The sequence below is a fragment of the Alkalibacillus silvisoli genome (assembly GCF_039521975.1).
In the GTDB taxonomy this organism is placed as follows: domain Bacteria; phylum Bacillota; class Bacilli; order Bacillales; family Alkalibacillaceae; genus Alkalibacillus; species Alkalibacillus silvisoli.
Genome location: NZ_BAAACZ010000002.1, coordinates 12,140 through 29,597, shown reverse-complemented (window position 1 = coordinate 29,597; position 17,458 = coordinate 12,140). Strand labels below are relative to the sequence as shown.

20 protein-coding genes, 1 tRNA gene and 1 pseudogene are annotated in these 17,458 nt (G+C 37.6%); 9 read left to right on the top strand and 13 right to left on the bottom strand.

What is annotated here, in order from left to right:
- Window positions 1-317: 317 nt before the first annotated feature.
- The 5 genes from ABDZ63_RS00395 to ABDZ63_RS00375 form a co-directional block, all read right to left on the bottom strand.
- Window positions 318-3,587: an ABC transporter permease gene (locus ABDZ63_RS00395; RefSeq protein WP_343780946.1), complete on the bottom strand. Its 3,270-nt coding sequence runs from the start codon at window positions 3,585-3,587 to the stop codon at window positions 318-320.
- On the bottom strand, window positions 3,584-4,276 hold the full coding sequence (locus ABDZ63_RS00390; protein ID WP_343780944.1) for an ABC transporter ATP-binding protein: 693 nt from the start codon (window positions 4,274-4,276) through the stop codon (window positions 3,584-3,586). The genes ABDZ63_RS00395 and ABDZ63_RS00390 overlap by 4 nt, the downstream gene beginning before the upstream one ends.
- The gene (locus ABDZ63_RS00385) at window positions 4,273-4,407 is read right to left on the bottom strand and encodes a hypothetical protein (protein ID WP_343780942.1); all 135 of its coding nucleotides are present in this window, start codon (window positions 4,405-4,407) and stop codon (window positions 4,273-4,275) included. Before ABDZ63_RS00385 ends, ABDZ63_RS00390 begins: the two co-directional genes overlap by 4 nt.
- Window positions 4,408-4,591: 184 nt before the next feature.
- Window positions 4,592-4,664, bottom strand: a tRNA-Ala gene (locus ABDZ63_RS00380).
- Between the two features lie 61 nt (window positions 4,665-4,725).
- Window positions 4,726-4,857 carry a hypothetical protein gene (locus ABDZ63_RS00375; RefSeq protein ID WP_343780940.1) on the bottom strand — a complete coding sequence of 44 codons (132 nt, stop codon included), beginning with the start codon at window positions 4,855-4,857 and terminating at the stop codon, window positions 4,726-4,728.
- Between the two features lie 133 nt (window positions 4,858-4,990).
- On the opposite strand from ABDZ63_RS00375, the gene ABDZ63_RS00370 reads away from it, so the two are divergent.
- On the top strand, window positions 4,991-5,329 hold the full coding sequence (locus ABDZ63_RS00370) for a DUF2680 domain-containing protein (protein WP_343780938.1): 339 nt from the start codon (window positions 4,991-4,993) through the stop codon (window positions 5,327-5,329).
- A 98-nt stretch (window positions 5,330-5,427) separates the two neighbouring features.
- Window positions 5,428-6,237 (top strand): LysM peptidoglycan-binding domain-containing protein, encoded by an 810-nt coding sequence (locus ABDZ63_RS00365; RefSeq protein ID WP_343780936.1) that lies wholly within the window; start codon window positions 5,428-5,430, stop codon window positions 6,235-6,237.
- Window positions 6,238-6,378: 141 nt separating this feature from the next.
- Here ABDZ63_RS00365 and ABDZ63_RS00360 read toward each other — a convergent pair whose 3' ends face one another.
- Together ABDZ63_RS00360 and ABDZ63_RS00355 are read right to left on the bottom strand one after the other, a co-directional pair.
- Window positions 6,379-7,122: a CAP domain-containing protein gene (locus ABDZ63_RS00360; protein WP_343780933.1), complete on the bottom strand. Its 744-nt coding sequence runs from the start codon at window positions 7,120-7,122 to the stop codon at window positions 6,379-6,381.
- Window positions 7,123-7,283: 161 nt separating this feature from the next.
- Window positions 7,284-7,493 (bottom strand): superinfection immunity protein, encoded by a 210-nt coding sequence (locus ABDZ63_RS00355; RefSeq protein ID WP_343780931.1) that lies wholly within the window; start codon window positions 7,491-7,493, stop codon window positions 7,284-7,286.
- A gap of 173 nt (window positions 7,494-7,666) precedes the next feature.
- On the opposite strand from ABDZ63_RS00355, the gene cax reads away from it, so the two are divergent.
- From cax to ABDZ63_RS00335, 4 genes are all read left to right on the top strand, one after another.
- The gene (cax, locus tag ABDZ63_RS00350) at window positions 7,667-8,722 is read left to right on the top strand and encodes a calcium/proton exchanger (protein ID WP_343780928.1); all 1,056 of its coding nucleotides are present in this window, start codon (window positions 7,667-7,669) and stop codon (window positions 8,720-8,722) included.
- 40 nt (window positions 8,723-8,762) lie between these two features.
- Window positions 8,763-9,161, top strand: a complete 399-nt coding sequence (locus tag ABDZ63_RS00345) for a secondary thiamine-phosphate synthase enzyme YjbQ (RefSeq protein ID WP_343780925.1) — start codon at window positions 8,763-8,765, stop codon at window positions 9,159-9,161.
- Window positions 9,162-9,262: 101 nt separating this feature from the next.
- A complete protein-coding gene (locus ABDZ63_RS00340; protein WP_343780923.1) occupies window positions 9,263-9,775 on the top strand; it encodes a GNAT family N-acetyltransferase in 513 nt (170 codons plus the stop codon).
- A gap of 97 nt (window positions 9,776-9,872) precedes the next feature.
- Window positions 9,873-10,409 carry a histidine phosphatase family protein gene (locus ABDZ63_RS00335; RefSeq protein WP_343780921.1) on the top strand — a complete coding sequence of 179 codons (537 nt, stop codon included), beginning with the start codon at window positions 9,873-9,875 and terminating at the stop codon, window positions 10,407-10,409.
- Between the two features lie 32 nt (window positions 10,410-10,441).
- On the opposite strand, the gene ABDZ63_RS00330 is transcribed toward ABDZ63_RS00335, so the two are convergent.
- Window positions 10,442-10,855 carry an HIT family protein gene (locus tag ABDZ63_RS00330; RefSeq protein WP_343781109.1) on the bottom strand — a complete coding sequence of 138 codons (414 nt, stop codon included), beginning with the start codon at window positions 10,853-10,855 and terminating at the stop codon, window positions 10,442-10,444.
- Window positions 10,853-11,287: pseudogene (locus ABDZ63_RS00325) on the bottom strand (NUDIX domain-containing protein); the annotation flags it as partial. The gene ABDZ63_RS00330 and the pseudogene ABDZ63_RS00325, both read right to left, overlap by 3 nt.
- A 120-nt stretch (window positions 11,288-11,407) precedes the next feature.
- On the opposite strand from ABDZ63_RS00325, the gene ABDZ63_RS00320 reads away from it, so the two are divergent.
- On the top strand, window positions 11,408-11,980 hold the full coding sequence (locus ABDZ63_RS00320; protein WP_343780919.1) for a GNAT family N-acetyltransferase: 573 nt from the start codon (window positions 11,408-11,410) through the stop codon (window positions 11,978-11,980).
- A gap of 18 nt (window positions 11,981-11,998) precedes the next feature.
- Here ABDZ63_RS00320 and ABDZ63_RS00315 read toward each other — a convergent pair whose 3' ends face one another.
- From ABDZ63_RS00315 to ABDZ63_RS00300, 4 genes are all read right to left on the bottom strand, one after another.
- A complete protein-coding gene (locus tag ABDZ63_RS00315; RefSeq protein WP_343780917.1) occupies window positions 11,999-12,433 on the bottom strand; it encodes a GNAT family N-acetyltransferase in 435 nt (144 codons plus the stop codon).
- A gap of 43 nt (window positions 12,434-12,476) precedes the next feature.
- Complete coding sequence (locus tag ABDZ63_RS00310; protein WP_343780915.1) at window positions 12,477-13,289, bottom strand: nucleotidyltransferase domain-containing protein; 813 nt, start codon at window positions 13,287-13,289, stop codon at window positions 12,477-12,479.
- Between the two features lie 236 nt (window positions 13,290-13,525).
- Window positions 13,526-14,344 (bottom strand): cytochrome c oxidase assembly protein, encoded by an 819-nt coding sequence (locus tag ABDZ63_RS00305; RefSeq protein ID WP_343780912.1) that lies wholly within the window; start codon window positions 14,342-14,344, stop codon window positions 13,526-13,528.
- Window positions 14,341-14,787, bottom strand: a complete 447-nt coding sequence (locus ABDZ63_RS00300; protein WP_343780910.1) for a DUF2243 domain-containing protein — start codon at window positions 14,785-14,787, stop codon at window positions 14,341-14,343. The genes ABDZ63_RS00305 and ABDZ63_RS00300 overlap by 4 nt, the downstream gene beginning before the upstream one ends.
- 174 nt (window positions 14,788-14,961) lie before the next feature.
- Between ABDZ63_RS00300 and guaC the strand changes: the two genes are divergently transcribed.
- Entirely contained in the window at window positions 14,962-15,945 is a 984-nt protein-coding gene (guaC, locus tag ABDZ63_RS00295; RefSeq protein ID WP_343780907.1) for a GMP reductase, read from the top strand.
- Between the two features lie 356 nt (window positions 15,946-16,301).
- Window positions 16,302-17,444 (top strand): trans-sulfuration enzyme family protein, encoded by a 1,143-nt coding sequence (locus ABDZ63_RS00290; protein ID WP_343780905.1) that lies wholly within the window; start codon window positions 16,302-16,304, stop codon window positions 17,442-17,444.
- The last annotated feature ends 14 nt before the right edge of the window (window positions 17,445-17,458 follow it).

Below are 17,458 nucleotides of genomic sequence, written 5' to 3'. Positions count from 1 at the left end.
GGCATTCTCTGATCATGATTTTTAAATCTGATAATTTATCTTTTAACTAAAATAACCTCCTAGGGGCTTAAACTGAAGTCCGAAGAGGTTATTTTAGTCAAACGTTACTTTTTTTAATAGAACTTTGTTATAAGTTACAATCAATATATTATATTTTCTCAAGCAACTTTAAAACAATATTTTTCTTTAAGAAAACACATACCTTTCCCTTTATTAACTAAAAGGATAATATCGGTTCTTTTAATAAGAACCAAATAACTATTTCTAACCAAAGCAAGGCATGGGGACAAAGGTGGTTATTACTTTCTCCTCTATCACTAATTAAATTCTACAAAAATCCCTCTTCCATAATCACTATAATTCAAAAATAATAACCCGTTTTCGTCTGTATTGGCAGGGACTTCGAATGTTAATGTCCCTACCATTTTTCCATCACGTATGCCTTTCAACCATTCTTCCTCTTCCCAACCGGTTACTTCTGTTATATTAACTTCTGTCGGTCGATATCTCTCTTCAGAATTCATTAGATAGAAATCCCTCTTTGGTCTAAGTTTAACCATGTTATTATCTAGAATCTCAAATTCAAAATCAATAGTCACTTTTTTCATATCAGTTCCTTCGATAGTTTCTTCGTGTGTTCTCTCTACGGAATAGGAGAGTACACCATATCCTACTTCCCGACTGTTTTGCCCCTCTTCTAAAACTAAATGATAATCTTCGTATTGAGAACTCACAGTCTCACTTTGCGTCTCTGTTACCTCATCACTCTCATCCTCCTCTTCCCTTTCACTTACTTCTCCCACTGTAGGGGAATATTCTGATTCGTGATCCGTTTGATCGTTACTGGTGGTCTCTATATTTGGAGCGACTTGAACCATCGCAAATAAGAATGTGCCAAGTAAAGCAATAGCCGTTGCCCCAAGACCCCATTTCATCCGTTTTTCTATGACTTTTCGATTCGAGACACTTCCTTGTATGCCCTGATTCGGAAGAATACGAACTGCCCGCTCCGCCGGTATAATGGTTCCGATCAACCCAACTACTACTGGTATCAAGCCGGTTAATATGATGAACCCAAGCTCTCCAATAGGAAATTCACCATAGATCCCATAGATCGTGAGGACCACACCGACCATACTTACAATCGATGCACAAAGCCCGCTATACATGCCTTCTGCTAATATTAATCCTCGGATGCGACTACTCCTCCAGCCAATCGCTTGTAAAAGCGAGATTTCTTCACTCCGTTCCGAGACATTTTGCCAAATAATTTCAGCGGTGGTTAAAATCGCGATAATCAAAGAAATGACAATCGCCACATAATGGGTCGGACCGACTTCCAGCGCGACATATTCTCCCAATAAGGAGGTATACATGACTCCCCTCAATTGAAAGGTAATGTATAGGAACAGTCCTAATAATGCAGTCGGTAATGCAATCGAAATAATGGACAGTAAACTACGCTTCCATTTCCCAACAAAGTGGCTCCACGCCATGGTAAGAAGGCCTCTGGTTCGAAACATTCGTTTACTTGTTTTACTGATCTCTCCACTTTGGATGGCTTCATACGGGCGAATGCGTTTGGTCATCCAAATCGGCACGACAGCTCCTAACAGATAAATCAGGAACCCGAATAACCCGGTCATCACAAACCGATCGATCGAGATACTGGAGGCGCTATTCATGTATACAAATCCGAGCATCATCCAGGACGTGAGTGCGACAAACAGACCGACGATGATGGATTCGAACAATAATAACTTACTTATTTGCGAGGGCCGCCAGCCAATCGATAGTAGAACTGCAAACTCCTTTCGCCGGCTTAACAGGGAAACGATCCCTGATGACCATACATATACGACAGCGACAATCATTACACTGGCCAATATGCTTGTAAAACTCATCTTCGTTTCGCGGAATATCGAAATGGATGAACCAATATTGACCCAGGGCTGTTGGAGCCATCCAAGTGCTTCTTGATCATTCACTTCGGGCACATATGTGAGCGCCAGTTGAGGAGAGGATCCTAATGTAATGTCAGTGATTAACCCGGTTTGATTTTCAATCTCAGATGCGACTTGTTCTAAGATTTCTTGGCTCTCTTCACCCATATCCGTCACACCTGTGACTTTCACTCGAATAGCTGATATCGGTTCGTCATGACCAATCAGTTCTTCAGCCGCTTCAATCGTGGTTAACATACCTGGTGGATCCGTTAAAAAGCTATAAGGATCCCCGTTTGGTTTCAATTGTTGCGGGGGATTCACAGGTTGGCCGTCACCATCCATCACCAATTCTGCCGAGGCTGGTCGATATGTTTCCATCGGTAATTCACTCGTTGGATCCTGTGAAATAGTTAACTGGCTGGAGTCATAGAATCCGATCCAATCAGGCTTAATTCTAGGGAGTTCTGTATACGTTTCTGCTACTAAACCGGGTTCCCGGAATGATTCCTGATTCGCGTATGCTCCCATGACATCCTCACTGTTTTGAACTGGTTCAAGCTGATAGCTATAAGGCCAACGGTTCGCATAAGGGCTTCCGATTTCCTCGTAATTCAACTGGCTGGATTGAAACACAATCCCTGTGACCCCTTCTTGTTGGGCTTGTGTTTGTGCTTCATCAGGCTCATCTTCAGATTGTTCTTCGTGTTCAATCACTTTACCCGTTTCCCAATCAACCCCTGTCATCTCACTAATGAAAGCATGAAAAGCTTCTTCACCGGTATAGGTGGATCGATGATGCTCAGAACCATCTACTGTGTGTAAATAGTCCTGTCCGCCACTGTTTTTCACCTCTTCCATCAATTCATCAGCGTTCTGATCGTTGATGGGTAAATCCAGTCGTTCGTATGTGATATCAACTGTTTTATCGACAAACGCATGGTTATTCACGATAATAGGAAATTCGTGATACCCTTTATTTTCATTAAAATAGTAACCATCTGTGTCTTTAAAAAACCGACTTGACCCCCGATCTAAGATGGCTTCATCAAGACCAATCAATTTCGCTTCCTGTTCTGGATCGATTCCTGCTAGTAATGATAAATTATGTACGCTCAGGTCGAAATTAGGTGCGCCTACGCCATACTCAGAGCCCTTGTCTAAAATGTCCCACACATTATAAGGGAAGTAGTATCTGCTAATTTCTTCTTCAATTCCTATTCCATCATTGACTGAAACCGTTTGTGTTTTTCGGTAAATGCCTTCTTCCTCTAATTCGACAGACCCGAAATCTGTTTCATAGTCAGCATACCCAATTACGGCGATTGGTGCTGCCACCTCAATGCCAGATATTTCTTTGATCGCTTCATATTGATCCACGCTGATTCCGCCATTTAGCCCGCTCAAATAGTTGGGTTCCAACAATTCTTTTTCTTCCGTTACACTACGGGAACCTTCTGGCCGAACAACAATATCATAAGAGGCACTCCACTGATTTTGTAAGGAATCAACGATGGTTCCTCTATTCGAATCCGAAAGACCAATTAAGTAAGTTAACCCAGCACTGATGATGAACGCACCAATTAATAACAAAATCAGTCGTTCTTTCTTCCGCCACCAATTCTGCCAAATAAATCGCATCATAAGGAAACACCCACTTGATCCGATTGAACGGATCCATCTTTCATTGTAATGATTCGGTTGGCTTTAGATGCTAGAGCTGCATCATGCGTGACAAAAATCACCCCACACCCTTCCTCCTGATTCAACTGCTTCAATAACTCAAAGATGAGTTCCCCAGTTTCAGAGTCGAGGTTCCCAGTTGGTTCGTCCGCCAGTAGCCAGCTCGGTTTGTGCACAATCGCACGAGCAATCGCTACTCGTTGTTGTTGACCACCAGATAATTGTGAGGGCAGCGAATTCACCTTATCCTCTAATCCCACTTGTGCTAACACTTCTTTTGCCCGCTGTTGCTTGTTATAGGGTACTTTTCTTGAGAACAACGGAGTTAACACATTTTCAATAGCCGTGAGTGTAGGAAGCAAATGAAACTGCTGAAAAATAAACCCGATTTCTTCAAAGCGGAAATCGGCGATTTTATTTTTGCGTTTCTTTAAAATCTCTTCATCATCATAAGTGATTTTGCCGTTTGTCGGTTGATCCAACGTCCCCAACAAACTCAGCAAGGTCGACTTACCTGATCCAGAGGGTCCAATAATAGATGTGAATTCGCCGATATCAAACGATAAATTGTTTTCATTTAGTGCCGAAGTTTGTACTCCATCTCCCCTGTACACCTTTTCTACATTTAAAAAGTTTATCTTGCGTATCATGTAATCCTCCTTGTCAAGCTCATTCCACTATAAATAATTCCAGGTGAACTACCAGCTCCCCAAACCCACATTTCTCTTTTGGACAGTTGTGCTAAAGCATGCCTAGTTTTTCTACCACCTTTTTTATTCATCTGTTCCACCTCATTTTTTCAAAAAATTCCAACTATTACATATATATTAACATAGTTAGTTTGGCATGAGTTAAAGAAACTAATAAATTAAAGCGTAAATGATCAATGGAGTTAGACAAAAATAAAAAAGCTGGACCTTATTATTATAATAAAGGTCCAGCTTTTTGCTTTAATTAATCAATAATGGAGCATGTCGGGCTCGAACCGACGACCTTCGCGCTGCCAGCACAACGCTCTCCCAGCTGAGCTAATGCCCCTTCTATACTTTCACGAGTACATTATAGCATATCTTATTTTTGTTTCTAAAGAGAGGTTACTTCATTTCCTGTCTTCTATTTTCACTTGCATACTCCAATACTGAACATGTGGTAAGCGATAATAAACCCAATATTCTTTAATCATTGTAATTCCTACAAATGACACTATAGACCAATCAATATCTTTAAGCATATGAACCCTCCCATATACGACACATACCCTTCTTAAAACATATGTAACCTAAACCTTGTCTTATAACGGACGTATGATTTTCAAAAATTAGTACAAGTTAAAGTATGACAAAATTTCAGATGAGGTGATTAAAATGGCAAAAAGAATTACTTTATTACTTGGTTCAACACTTCTTGTTCTTTTCGCATCAATCGGCATATTAACAACACAAGTGGGTGCAGAAGAAGAAGTAAACGAAGATGTAGAGCTGACTGAAGAACAACTAGCTGAAATGGAAGCTCTACACCACAACGCTTTTGAACAACACAAAGTCATTATCGATAAATATGTCGAGTATGGTGTGTTCACAGAAGAAAAAGCAGATAAAATGAAGTCTTATCTTGATGAACGCTTCGATAAGCTTAAAGAAAACGACTTCATACCTAAGATGGACAAGCATCATAAACAGGATAAAGAAGACCGTGACTCTTAGTAGCTAATGCCTGCACATAATTGTGTAGGCTTTTTTTTAGTTCATACTTAGGACAAATGTAGCATAAAATGGTCTTGAAAAAAGGAGTGTGATCTTAGGTGACGATTAGGCGTGGAACACATATCATTCATACTGTAAGACCAGGTGACTCTGTTTATCAACTATCACAACGATATGGAAGTGATGTTGATTCTATTGTCGAAGCGAATGCATTATATCCACCATTTACTGATTTATATATGATGGAGCCCGGGCAAGTAATAGTCATACCTAAAACATTACTGACAGAGACCGAAACATTATATGTTGTTCAATACGGTGATACAATTAGCTATTTATCGAATCGATTTTCTTTAGAACCTGAACTACTTATTGGGATAAATCGAACGATCCATAACCCTGATTATATGGATGTTAACCAACAAATACTACTACCTGTCTTCATTTATGAAGTTGAACCTGGTGATACATTAGCAGATATTTCTCAAAGAACAGGCATTCCAATCGATAACATTCTCCAAGCAAATATGAATAGATTTGGCATATCAGCTGATACGATTTATGAAGGCGTCCGAATCATCATACCTTTATCAATGTCAGAAAATATAGTTGTAACTTTGCCCCTTCCTGGTACTATTATTCGTGATGGTGCTTTACTTGAAGGATTTGCACGGACATTTGAAGCGAATGTCCTTTACCGTTTAATCGATTCTAATGAAACGGTTGTTATTGAAGAATCGTTTACCACAGCAAGGTACGCAGCACCATCTTATAGTCAATTTTTAGATAACCTTGAGTTTGACCAAGAACCTACTAGTTCATTAGGTGAGTTACAAGTTTATTCACGCAGTGCACAAGATGGCTCCATTCAAGATTTAGTGAGAGTTAGGGTTTGGTTTAGCTCATAATAATTAATTAAAAGGCAGCCTCAACTGAGACTGCCTTTTTTACAAAGATAGGAGAACATCATTCATCCCACTTGTATTAGTCTAACTCGCCTCTATCTTCAACAATTTCTACTTGGCAAGTTTTTTTATATAGAGTATCTTTTATTGTGCTTTAAACATTTGGGTCCAATAAATTGAACCATTTCCTTCAACATAACCTACACCAATGTGTGTGAAATCATCACTTAAAATGTTTTCACGGTGACCATCACTATTCATCCACCCTTGCATCACTGCCTCAGGTGAACGTTGACCCATCGCAATGTTTTCACCTGCTGTGCGATAATCAACACCATAATGGTCCATCATATCAAATGGAGAACCATAAGTCGGTGATTGGTGACTGAAATAGTTTTGATCAGCCATATCCTGTGACTTCGCACGGGCAACATCACTTAGTTCTCCTGATAACTCTAACGGTTGTAAACCTCTTTGTTCTCTCTCTTCATTCACTAAGCTTACAACTTGTTGTTCAAATTCATGAACATCATAGTTTGACGAATCATCATTTGTGCTTTCTTCTTGATTTGATTCGTTATTTTCTGTTTCTTGTTCTGGTTCATTAGCATCCTCTGTTGGTTCTTGAGGCTCTTCAACCGGTTCTGCCGGTTCATTTACTTCCTCTTGCTCTGTCGGCTGTTGGTTCCAGTTAAAGTCCCACTCTAATTGATCAAAGAAACTATTAATCTCTTGAATATTAAACCCTAGAGATTGTTGGTTACTTTGACTTTTAACTTCATAAGTTATTTCGTAAGGACTTGAACTTTCATCTGCTTGTACAGGTCCAACAACCAACACTGCAGATACAACGATTGCTGCTAATGTTAATAATACTGGTCTTAACATATTTGAATTACCCTCCTATGTTATTGACCCCCGACACTCATTATGGATACTGAACACTTACAACTCAATAGATTTCAAACTACCAAATAATAGAAGTTAATAGTAAAAGCTCTAGCCCACTCTATACAAGGGTTGTAGCTTTTTGTTAATTTTATACATTGTTATTGTGTGATATAGTACTGCTCACGGATCGACCAAATTAAAATGATTAGCCAGCCTAAAATAGTCCAACCAATCAATAGGTTCAATAACACAATCCACGACCTATGTTCATGGTTATGTTTCAGCGCCATTAATGTTGGGGTGAAATATAACAACACAACAAAAGCAGCAAAGATCTTAACCACTAACGCTAAAGCAATAGCCTCCATATAAGCCCCCTAGAATAACTGTAATATGAATACTAATAATTTCTGTTTTACCCATTTAACCAAAAAATAATTAAAAAGGCTATGAATTTATACCAACCCTGTAAGATTGCTGTATGATTTCTTTAAAAATCGATAAGCCTATAAAGTAGAACATTGTGAAAGGCAGGAAAGATATGAATAAGGTGTTTTTCATCATTGTACTACTTGGCGTACCATTATCTGCAGCTGGAACATTTTTAGGTTGGGACTCAACTTGGATGTTCGGTGTTTATAGCGTGACGATTTTAGGCTTAGCCTCGTATATTGGACGCTCAACTGATAGCTTATCTGTTATAGCAGGACCACGAATTGGTGGGCTTTTAAGTGTTACATTTGGTAATGCTGTCGAATTAACGATTTCAATTTTCGCCTTAGCTGCAGGGTATTTACATATTGTATTAGCGGCTATGACAGGTGCTGTTATTAGTAATTTATTGCTTGTAGCTGGTTCATCTTTCTTCATTGGTGGTATTAAATATAAGAGACAACAATTTAACATTTATGATGCTCGTCACAACCTTGGGCTACTTATGTTTTCAGTAGTTGTTTCATTCGTCTTCCCGTTCATTTTTGCTGAGAAAATTAGTGACGATGAAGTATTATGGCTAAGCGCTGGGATCGCGATCATTATGATACTGCTTTACTTTGCTGCCTTATTTTTCAGACTCGTTACCCATAGAGGTGTCTATGCTGAAAAAGAAGAAAATGGTGACAAAGAGCACGAAACACCCGAATGGGGCAAATGGAAATCCATTATCATCTTAGCTACAGCAGCAATCGCAGTTGCACTAGTGAGTGACCAGTTAGTTGATACGTTTGAAGATGTTGCTGAATCATTTGGCTGGAGTGAAGTATTTATCGGGATTATCATTGTTGCGATTATCGGGAACTTTGCTGAAAATATCGCAGCTATTTACATGGCTTTACAAAATAAAATTAATGTCTCAGTAGAAATCGCGGTTGGTTCAACATTACAGATTGCGATGTTTGTTACACCTATTTTAGTCTTGTTATCCTTTATGTTCGCCAACCCTATGCCACTTGTATTTCCAACAGAAGCACTCATTTCTATGCTGCTTTCTGTTTTCTTAGCGATTATGATCATTAATGATGGTGATACAAACTGGTTTGAAGGGCTTACTCTCATGTGCGCTTATATCATTATTGCGATAGGATTTTACTTTATTTAAATGTTATGATGAACTAAACAATTTGTAGGGAGAGATTGCCATGATGAACACGTTTCACCTTAAAACAGACGATCACGATCAAATGATTGACGTTACTAGTCAAGTTGAGAGCTGGATTCATGAACAAGGGATTAAAGAAGGGATGATCGTTGTGTCCTCCATGCATACAACAGCTGGCTTTACTGTAAATGAAAATGCAGACCCTGATGTTAAAACAGATATGTTAAGACGCTTTCGCGAAGTTTACCCGTGGGAAGACCCTAAAGACAAGCATATGGAAGGGAATACGGCTGCTCATATGAAAACGAGCACTGTCGGACATGCTCAAACATTAATTATTGAGAATGGACAACTAGTACTTGGCACTTGGCAAGGATTATATTTCTGTGAATTTGATGGACCAAGACAAAGAAAATATATCGCAAAAGTTATTCAGTAATTTTTGGAGGCCTCTGATTAATCAGGGGTCTTTTTTTAAAATCCTACTTAAAAGGGATTTTATCGTCTCTTATCGAATAAACCATACCAAGGTGGGATATGATGAATATACGTGAAGCAACAGTTTCAGATGCAAGTGGCATTGCTAAAGTTCATGTCGATAGCTGGCGAACAACTTATAAAGGTATTGTACCTGATGAATATTTGAAAAACTTAACTTATGAAAAAAGAACTAACCTTTGGATTAACAATATTTCAGCTCAAAATCAGTACATTATTGTAGCTGAGGACGATTCAGGCAACATTGTAGGTTTTGCTAGTGGAGGTAAGCGGGTATCTAATGATACTGAAGGCTCTGGTGACTTAACGTCCATTTATATTCTCAAACCCTTTCAAGGACAAGGGATTGGAACATTACTCATGAATGATTTATTCGCCCACTTTAATGCGATTGGGTATAGGACCATCTTTGTCGAAGTATTAAATAGTAATGAATCAAAATTCTTTTATGAAGCGTTTGGAGCCTCTTTCTTTAAAGGTGATACAATTACAATACAAGGTAAAGATTTAGAGCTTTTAATCTATAAATGGGACAACATCGAACAACTAATTTAATAGAAAACGGGCGAAGTCATTGAACAGAATTTTAATAGTTTTAATAAATTATTACTATAGTAGCAATCTTCCTACTAGTGATCTTGAGGTGAAAGACATGACAAAAAACATTTACATTGTCAGACATTGTAAAGCAGAAGGGCAAAATCCAGAAGCACCATTAACAACTTTAGGCGAACAACAAGCATTAGACTTAGTTGAATTCTTCAAAAACTATGAAGTCAACCGAATTATTTCTAGCCCATATATCCGCGCGGTAGGGACGATTGAACCTTACGCTAAAGAAAACAATGTGCCAATTGAAGTTGATCGACGGATAGCAGAGCGACTTATGAACCAACAACTCTTTTCTTCATGGATGGGAAAATTACGTGAACAATTTTCCAAAACTGAACTATCAGTCATTGATCGGAAATCACCTCAAGATAAAAGGGCTCGATCAATTGAAGCTATTGAAGACATTCAAAAGCGTAATGTAAAGAACACGGTAATCGTTTCTCATGGTGGTGTCATTCCTCTAATTTTAGACCACTTTAAAAAGAAATCCCGTTACCACAGGTTAACAAACCCTGATGTCCATTTGTTAACGATTGATGGTAAACGAACAACAATTAACCGAATATGGAATCCGTAACTCACTTAAAGGAGAGGGGTATCCTCTCCTCTTCACTTTTGTTTGTTTTGTTCACTTTTAAACATATAGCGAATACCTCTTCCAGCTAATGGCTCTCCCTTATAACGTGGAAGAACATGCAAATGAGCGTGAAATAGATGCTGCCCACCAACTTCTCCGCAATTCCAACCTACATTATACCCTTGTGGTTGGTATTTCTCATCAATATAAGTCTTAACTTGTTTCAACAAATCATATGTAGCTTCCCATTCCTCCCGTGTCAGATCAAAAACTGTTTCTCGGTGTTTCCTAGGAACAATTAATCCCGCTCCCTCTAACTGAATTCTTTTCACTTTTGATTGTTCTAACTGTAAAAACATACAATATACATTACTGAAAACAACTTGTTGATTTGGTTCTAGGGTAGGGTTACATAAAACACAGTCGTTAACATAATCATTAAATATTTTCTTAAAATATTCCTTTGTGTCTTTATGTGTAAAGGTTCTAAAAGCCTGTTCATATGTTAGAAACTTTACTTCTGCAATTTCATGGTCTTTAGGTTCCAAATCAGACCGATCTCCACAATATTCTATTAGAAACATAGTTGTCTCTTGCTTTTCATATCCCGTTTTCTCTTTAATGTTTTCATCAAAGGAAAAGCATATCTTTTCTTCAAATTGCCTAATAATTCTATACTCAGTGGAACCAGTCTCTTCTTCTAACTCCCTTAAAATAGCACTCTGTAAATCCCAGTCACTCTGTTCAATCCCACCTTTGGGAAAATCCCACTCCCCATCAGCAATATGTTCATTTCCAATAGCACTAATTTTCATTTTTTGGACTAATAAAAACTCACTCCCTTGAAATACAATAGCACCCACAGCTTTTCTAATCATTCATATAAACCTCCTCTAACTTAATACCTAAATATGATCTGATTTAAATTTCAAGTAAATTATTTACTTCCAATTAAGTTTATGTATAATAATTAGAAATACCTTTTGAGAGGTGAGTTCATGAAGATCGAAGACGTTTATAGTAACTTTCCTACATTAGAGACAGACCGCTTAAAAATTAGAAAACTAACAATGAATGATGTTGAAGACATCAACGAATACACATCTAAAGATGAAGTATCACAATATGTCAGTTGGAACACCCACCAATCCCTCGATGATACAAAGGACTTTATTCAGTTCGCTTTAGATCAATATCAAAACAATGACGTTGCACCTTTTGGAATTGAACTTAAAGAAACTAAGAAGATCATCGGAACAGTCGACTATATATGGTGGAAACCAGCTCACCAAAAAGCTGAAATTGGTTACGTACTTTCTGATCAATATTGGGGTAACGGCATTATGACTGAAGCAGTTCAAGAACTGATTAAGTTCGGCTTTGAAAATATGGATCTCATACGTATTGAAGCACGCTGTTTCGTTGAAAACAAAGGATCAGAGCGCGTTATGCAAAAGATTGGCATGACTTATGAAGGAACATTAAGAAAGAGCATGTTCGTTAAAGGTCATCATAAAGATTTAAAAGTGTACGCTATTTTAAAAGAAGACTATGAATCTATGACAAACTAAGATTAACGGTAGAGTAAGTTATAATTCTCTTTTAAAAACGTAGCTTACTTTATCGTAATCCATTTTTTCTTCATAAAATCGGTGCGCGTCTGTACGACTTATTCCAGAAGACAGAGCGACACTTTTATACCCATTTTCCTCAGCCCATTTTTGAACATAATCGAGTAGCTTTTCTCCATACCCTTTCGAACGCTTACTAGTGTCAGTCACTAAGTCACATACCCAAACAAAACGCCCATAATATAGAGTAATCATCGGCTTATACCCTATAACAGCAACCATTTCTCCTCCATCATATAACCCAACCATGTGATATTGATCATTCTTCTGTGCATCCTCTACTAAGTCTAGATATCTATGCATATCTAGATGAGTTCTTAACTGGTTTATAATTGTAAAAGCCTCTGCTACCTCTTCTTTTGACTTCAATTCTTTAAAGGATAATTGACTCAAACTTTATTCACCTTGCTTTCTAATTTTTCTAAAATGACATTAACTAATTCTTCCGATACTCACCAAAAACATGTGTTGCTTGCTCTGATACCCATTCACTTAACGATTTTAATATCTCTATTTGTTCACTTGAAACTTTCTTATGTTCATCTGAAGCAAACAATGCTATTTTTATTTGTTTAGTTTTGTTAGGGTAACAGTACATAAACAATCGAGCCATATCCCCTCTATCCGTCGCCCATACACCATGTTTTGCAGATGCAAAGCATGCGCCTGTACAGATGATCTTCCTAGCAATGCTTCTTTGAATTTGAACTTTATCTTGAACTCTCTGACTATCACTATACTTCTTCCAAAGCCTTTTTAAAACGTCTGGAGCATCACCATTTAAAGCGGCAGCAACTCGTTTTGTTGGTTTATAGCATGGGTATTCAACACTAAGATCATCCCCATATAGACATACACATAAATGTTTTAAAAATACTTTCAACCCTAGAGACTCTGGTCCTTCACGTATTTCTTCCAAATAAGTATATACTAAACCAACGTCTCTCACTTTCTCTTTAAATGTTTGACTTAGCCCTTGAGCAAGCTCATCAATTTGTTTAACTATTTGTTCATCTGGCAGTTCTTTGAATACAACTAAAACATCAAGGTCTGACTTTTCAATTATTGCTCTACCAGCCACTACACTTCCATATACATAAATGCTATGAATATATGAGCCTAATTGAGACTCAATTCCTTTAATCGTTAAATTTACAACTTGCTCAAATTGTGATGAAATCTTTCGTATTGAGACCTCTGTTATAATAAACCCTTGATCATTCACAAATGAATTAGGTTGGTAACCCAATTAAAACCCTCTCCCTAAAAGTCATTTTATCTATGTTAATCTGATTAATGGATACTTCCCTCAGTAGTTATATTTATTACTTCTACGCGCATCTAACACCAATTTATTCTCTCTACAAATTAGTCACTCTCTATACCATTCGACAAAGGTTGTTTCTTTTCCTTGATTTTTAGTCAAAATCAGCGTTCAGATGTAAATACCAGCGAGAATATATCAACATCTATTAAACCGTTCTCTCAACTTGACACCATACTAGGTTGTAATGCAGTACTTCGTGGTACTTTTGACTGATACCATTGATAAAATAAAATGACGATTATAACGGCATCAATAAGATCACCACCATAGTACATCAACATCCCACCACTTTGCGCTTCACTTGTTGGAACACCATCTGGTGGATAAGCATAAATTTGCTTCGATAAAATACCGTGAAAAGCCAATGCAAAAATAAAGACAATCGTTCGATACATAAATGTTCTTCGATGTGGTACTGGGTCAATATATATTAGAGAAATTGTAAATAAATAACCTGCTAAAAAGACATGAATATGAATAAACACATGTAATAAAAGTGATTCATGCATGGCCATATATAAATCAGTTCGATAAAGAGCCCACAATCCACCTATGTTTAAAATCGATGCAACTATTGGGTCAGTGAAGAAGCCTGTGACCTTTAACCTCAAAATTCGCGTTAGCCGCTTAGCGTTTTTAACAGACAGCGCACGTAAAAATAAAGTCATTGGAGCTGATAATGCAATTAATAACGGTGCCAGCATACCAAGAAATAAATGCCCTAGCATATGATAAGTGAAATCCATATGTGCTCTTACAGCAAGTGGGCCAAATACAGAGATTAAAGCTAAAAAGACCCCTAACAACATAAAAACAGATCGATAAACAGGCCATTCTCTTCCACGTTGTCGTGAAACAACAAACGCTATTATGTATAATATTAGTGCAACTACAAAAGGAATACCCAATAAGGTCTGGGAGAATAAGCCGTTAACCTCTACCATAGTACTTGTCTGTTCAGTATGCTGATGATTCATACAGCCTCCCCCTCTCGATCTTTTTTATTTCCAGACCTAAGCATTATAATCCCAATCATAATCATAATGGCTGCTGACAGATTCCACACAAGATCATAAATTATGACATTGTCTACATATCTAATTTGATGAATCCGTAAAATTTTGTGCTGAATTAACCCATCATAAAGTTGGAATGCACCAGCTCCTAACACAACCGCTCCCCAAAAACGTAATGCATTAAAGCGATTACGCCTTTTAAGGTCAGCTAACAAAAACAGCCCACCAATGGTCGCAAACCAAGCAAACGCACCGAATAGACCATCTGAAATAATTCCTATTTCTGTTGTCGAACGATCATAAAAGTGATGCCACTGCAACAACTGATGAAAAACGATTTCATCGATAAACCCCATTGTACCTATTCCAAACAAGATGCCAGCCCATATATTACGCTTACTCATATCATTCTCCTTTAACACTTTTTAACCAAACATTATTCCCTATTTAAAAGTAAATGATTCACTTTTTAACTAAAGTTCCTTTGACAAACAGTTTAAAATCATGTAAATTACAATTGTAAGACGAACAATTTAACTATAAATTTTATAAACATTCGTATTTAAGGAGAGATCCCGATGGAAAATGTATTTGATTATGAAGATGTTCAATTAATTCCAAATAAGTGTATCGTTAACAGCCGTTCAGAATGTGACACGAGCATTCAGTTCGGTGATCATACATTCAAGCTTCCAGTTGTACCGTCTAACATGCAAACTATTATTGATGAGACAATTGCAACACACCTAGCTCAAAATGGTTACTTTTATGTCATGCACCGCTTCAACCCTGAAACACGAATCAATTTCATCAAAAGTATGCAAAAACAAAACCTTGTATCATCTATAAGTGTCGGTGTTAAAGAAGAAGAATTTGATTTCGTTAAACAATTAACAGAAGCAGGCTTAGTTCCTGATTACATTACAATTGATATTGCTCATGGCCACTCAGATTCAGTCATCAACATGATCCAGCACATTAAGTATTATTTACCAAAAAGCTTTGTCATTGCTGGTAATGTTGGTACACCTGAGGCGGTAAGAGAATTAGAAAATGCCGGAGCTGATGCGACTAAAGTGGGAATTGGGCCAGGGAAAGTATGTATTACGAAGATCAAGACTGGCTTTGGAACTGGTGGCTGGCAATTAGCTGCTCTACGCTCTTGTGCCAAAGCCGCTTCGAAACCAATTATTGCAGATGGTGGAATTCGTACACATGGAGATATCGCAAAATCGATACGTTTCGGAGCTTCAATGGTTATGATCGGCTCATTATTTGCTGGACACGAAGAATCACCAGGTGAAACAGTAGAGAAGGATGGCAAGCTGTATAAAGAATACTTTGGTTCAGCTTCAGAATACCAAAAAGGTGAAAAGAAAAACGTTGAAGGTAAGAAAATGCATGTAGAACACAAGGGTGCCTTAAAAGATACGTTGACAGAAATGGAGCAAGACCTACAATCAGCCATTTCGTATGCAGGTGGAACAATATTAGACTCTATTCGCCAGGTTGATTATGTTGTTGTGAAAAATTCAATATTTAACGGTGATCGTGTATTTTAAACGATTAAAGAAAGCTACACTGATTTTGTATGCTTTTTGGCGAAATTAAACGCCTAGTTCACTTAGAACAGCTCGAGTCATTCGGGAATGGTTATCAGCGTTTAGGGTATGTTTATCGGCGCTCAAACTTTTTTATCAGCGCTCGAGGAAGTTTATCAGCGTTCACTACTTTTTATCAGTGCTCAAGGAAGTTTCGCGATCAAAGTGCAACAATCCGGACGAGTTCATTATATAATGAATCGTTCGGTTTTTTATTATTATAATGAACCTTGTTCTAATCCCTTATATTTTGACAAACTATATGCTTCATATTATATACTTTGCTAAAATAGCACTTAATGAAAGGAGCATCCTTAATGTCTAAACAGTCTCTTAATACTAAAATCGTTCATAATAAGATTGACCAATCAGAAGCTACTAACTCTAAAGCAACACCCATTTATCAAACCTCAGCCTTTACCTTTAAAGACCTTGATCATTTAGAAAGCTATTATGAAGGAAATGTTCCCTACCTTTATACAAGAGAGAATAACCCTAATACAAATGAACTTGGGCAAGCTGTCGCTAATCTAGAAGAAGCCCCCGCTGGAGTTGCCTCTTCCTCTGGTATATCAGCCATAATGGCAGGAATCTTATCAGTTGTTGAGGCTGGTGATCACATTGTTGCTGCTGAGGATCTTTATGGCGGTACACATCAATTAATTGCAAAACAATTAGCTAGTTTCGGTATAGAGCATTCTATAGTTGACTTTAGTAACGAAAAAGCTATAAAGGAAGCAATCCGAACTAATACAAAATTATTATACACTGAGTCGATCACTAATCCTTTCTTACGTGTTGAAGACTTAGAGAAGCTCGTTAGCATTGCAAAACAATACAACTTAAAAACGATGGTCGATAACACATTTGCAACACCATACTTACTTCAACCTTTTAAAAAAGGTGTTGATTTAGTTGCTCACAGTGCGACAAAATATATTGGTGGTCATAGCGATGTGACTTCAGGCATAGTCGTTGGCCATAGAGACTTAATTACAATAGCGAACCAGAAAGTAATCGGCCTTGGGACAAATCTAAGTCCATTTGAAGCGTGGTTAACACAACGTGGATTAAAAACGTTAGGATTAAGAATCAAGCAACAATCCTATAACGCACATTATGTTGCTGAGAAACTAATGAATAATGAGTGGATTAAGAAAGTGTATTACCCTCAGTACGTATCTGAACGCGGAAATGGAGCAATTGTTACAATTGAGCTAGACCACAATATCAATATTGATACTTTCTTCAAGTCATTGGACTGGATTAAAATCGCACCAACTTTAGCTGGTGTTGAAACTACAGCATCATATCCAATCAGCACTTCACACCGAGCATTAACTGATTCTGAGCGCAAACAAATCGGCATTAATGATTCTGTCATTCGATTATCAATTGGTATAGAAGAAGCGAGTGATATTGTTGAACAATTAGTCACAGCGATCAACGCAGCAAAATAGAACTAATTTCCACA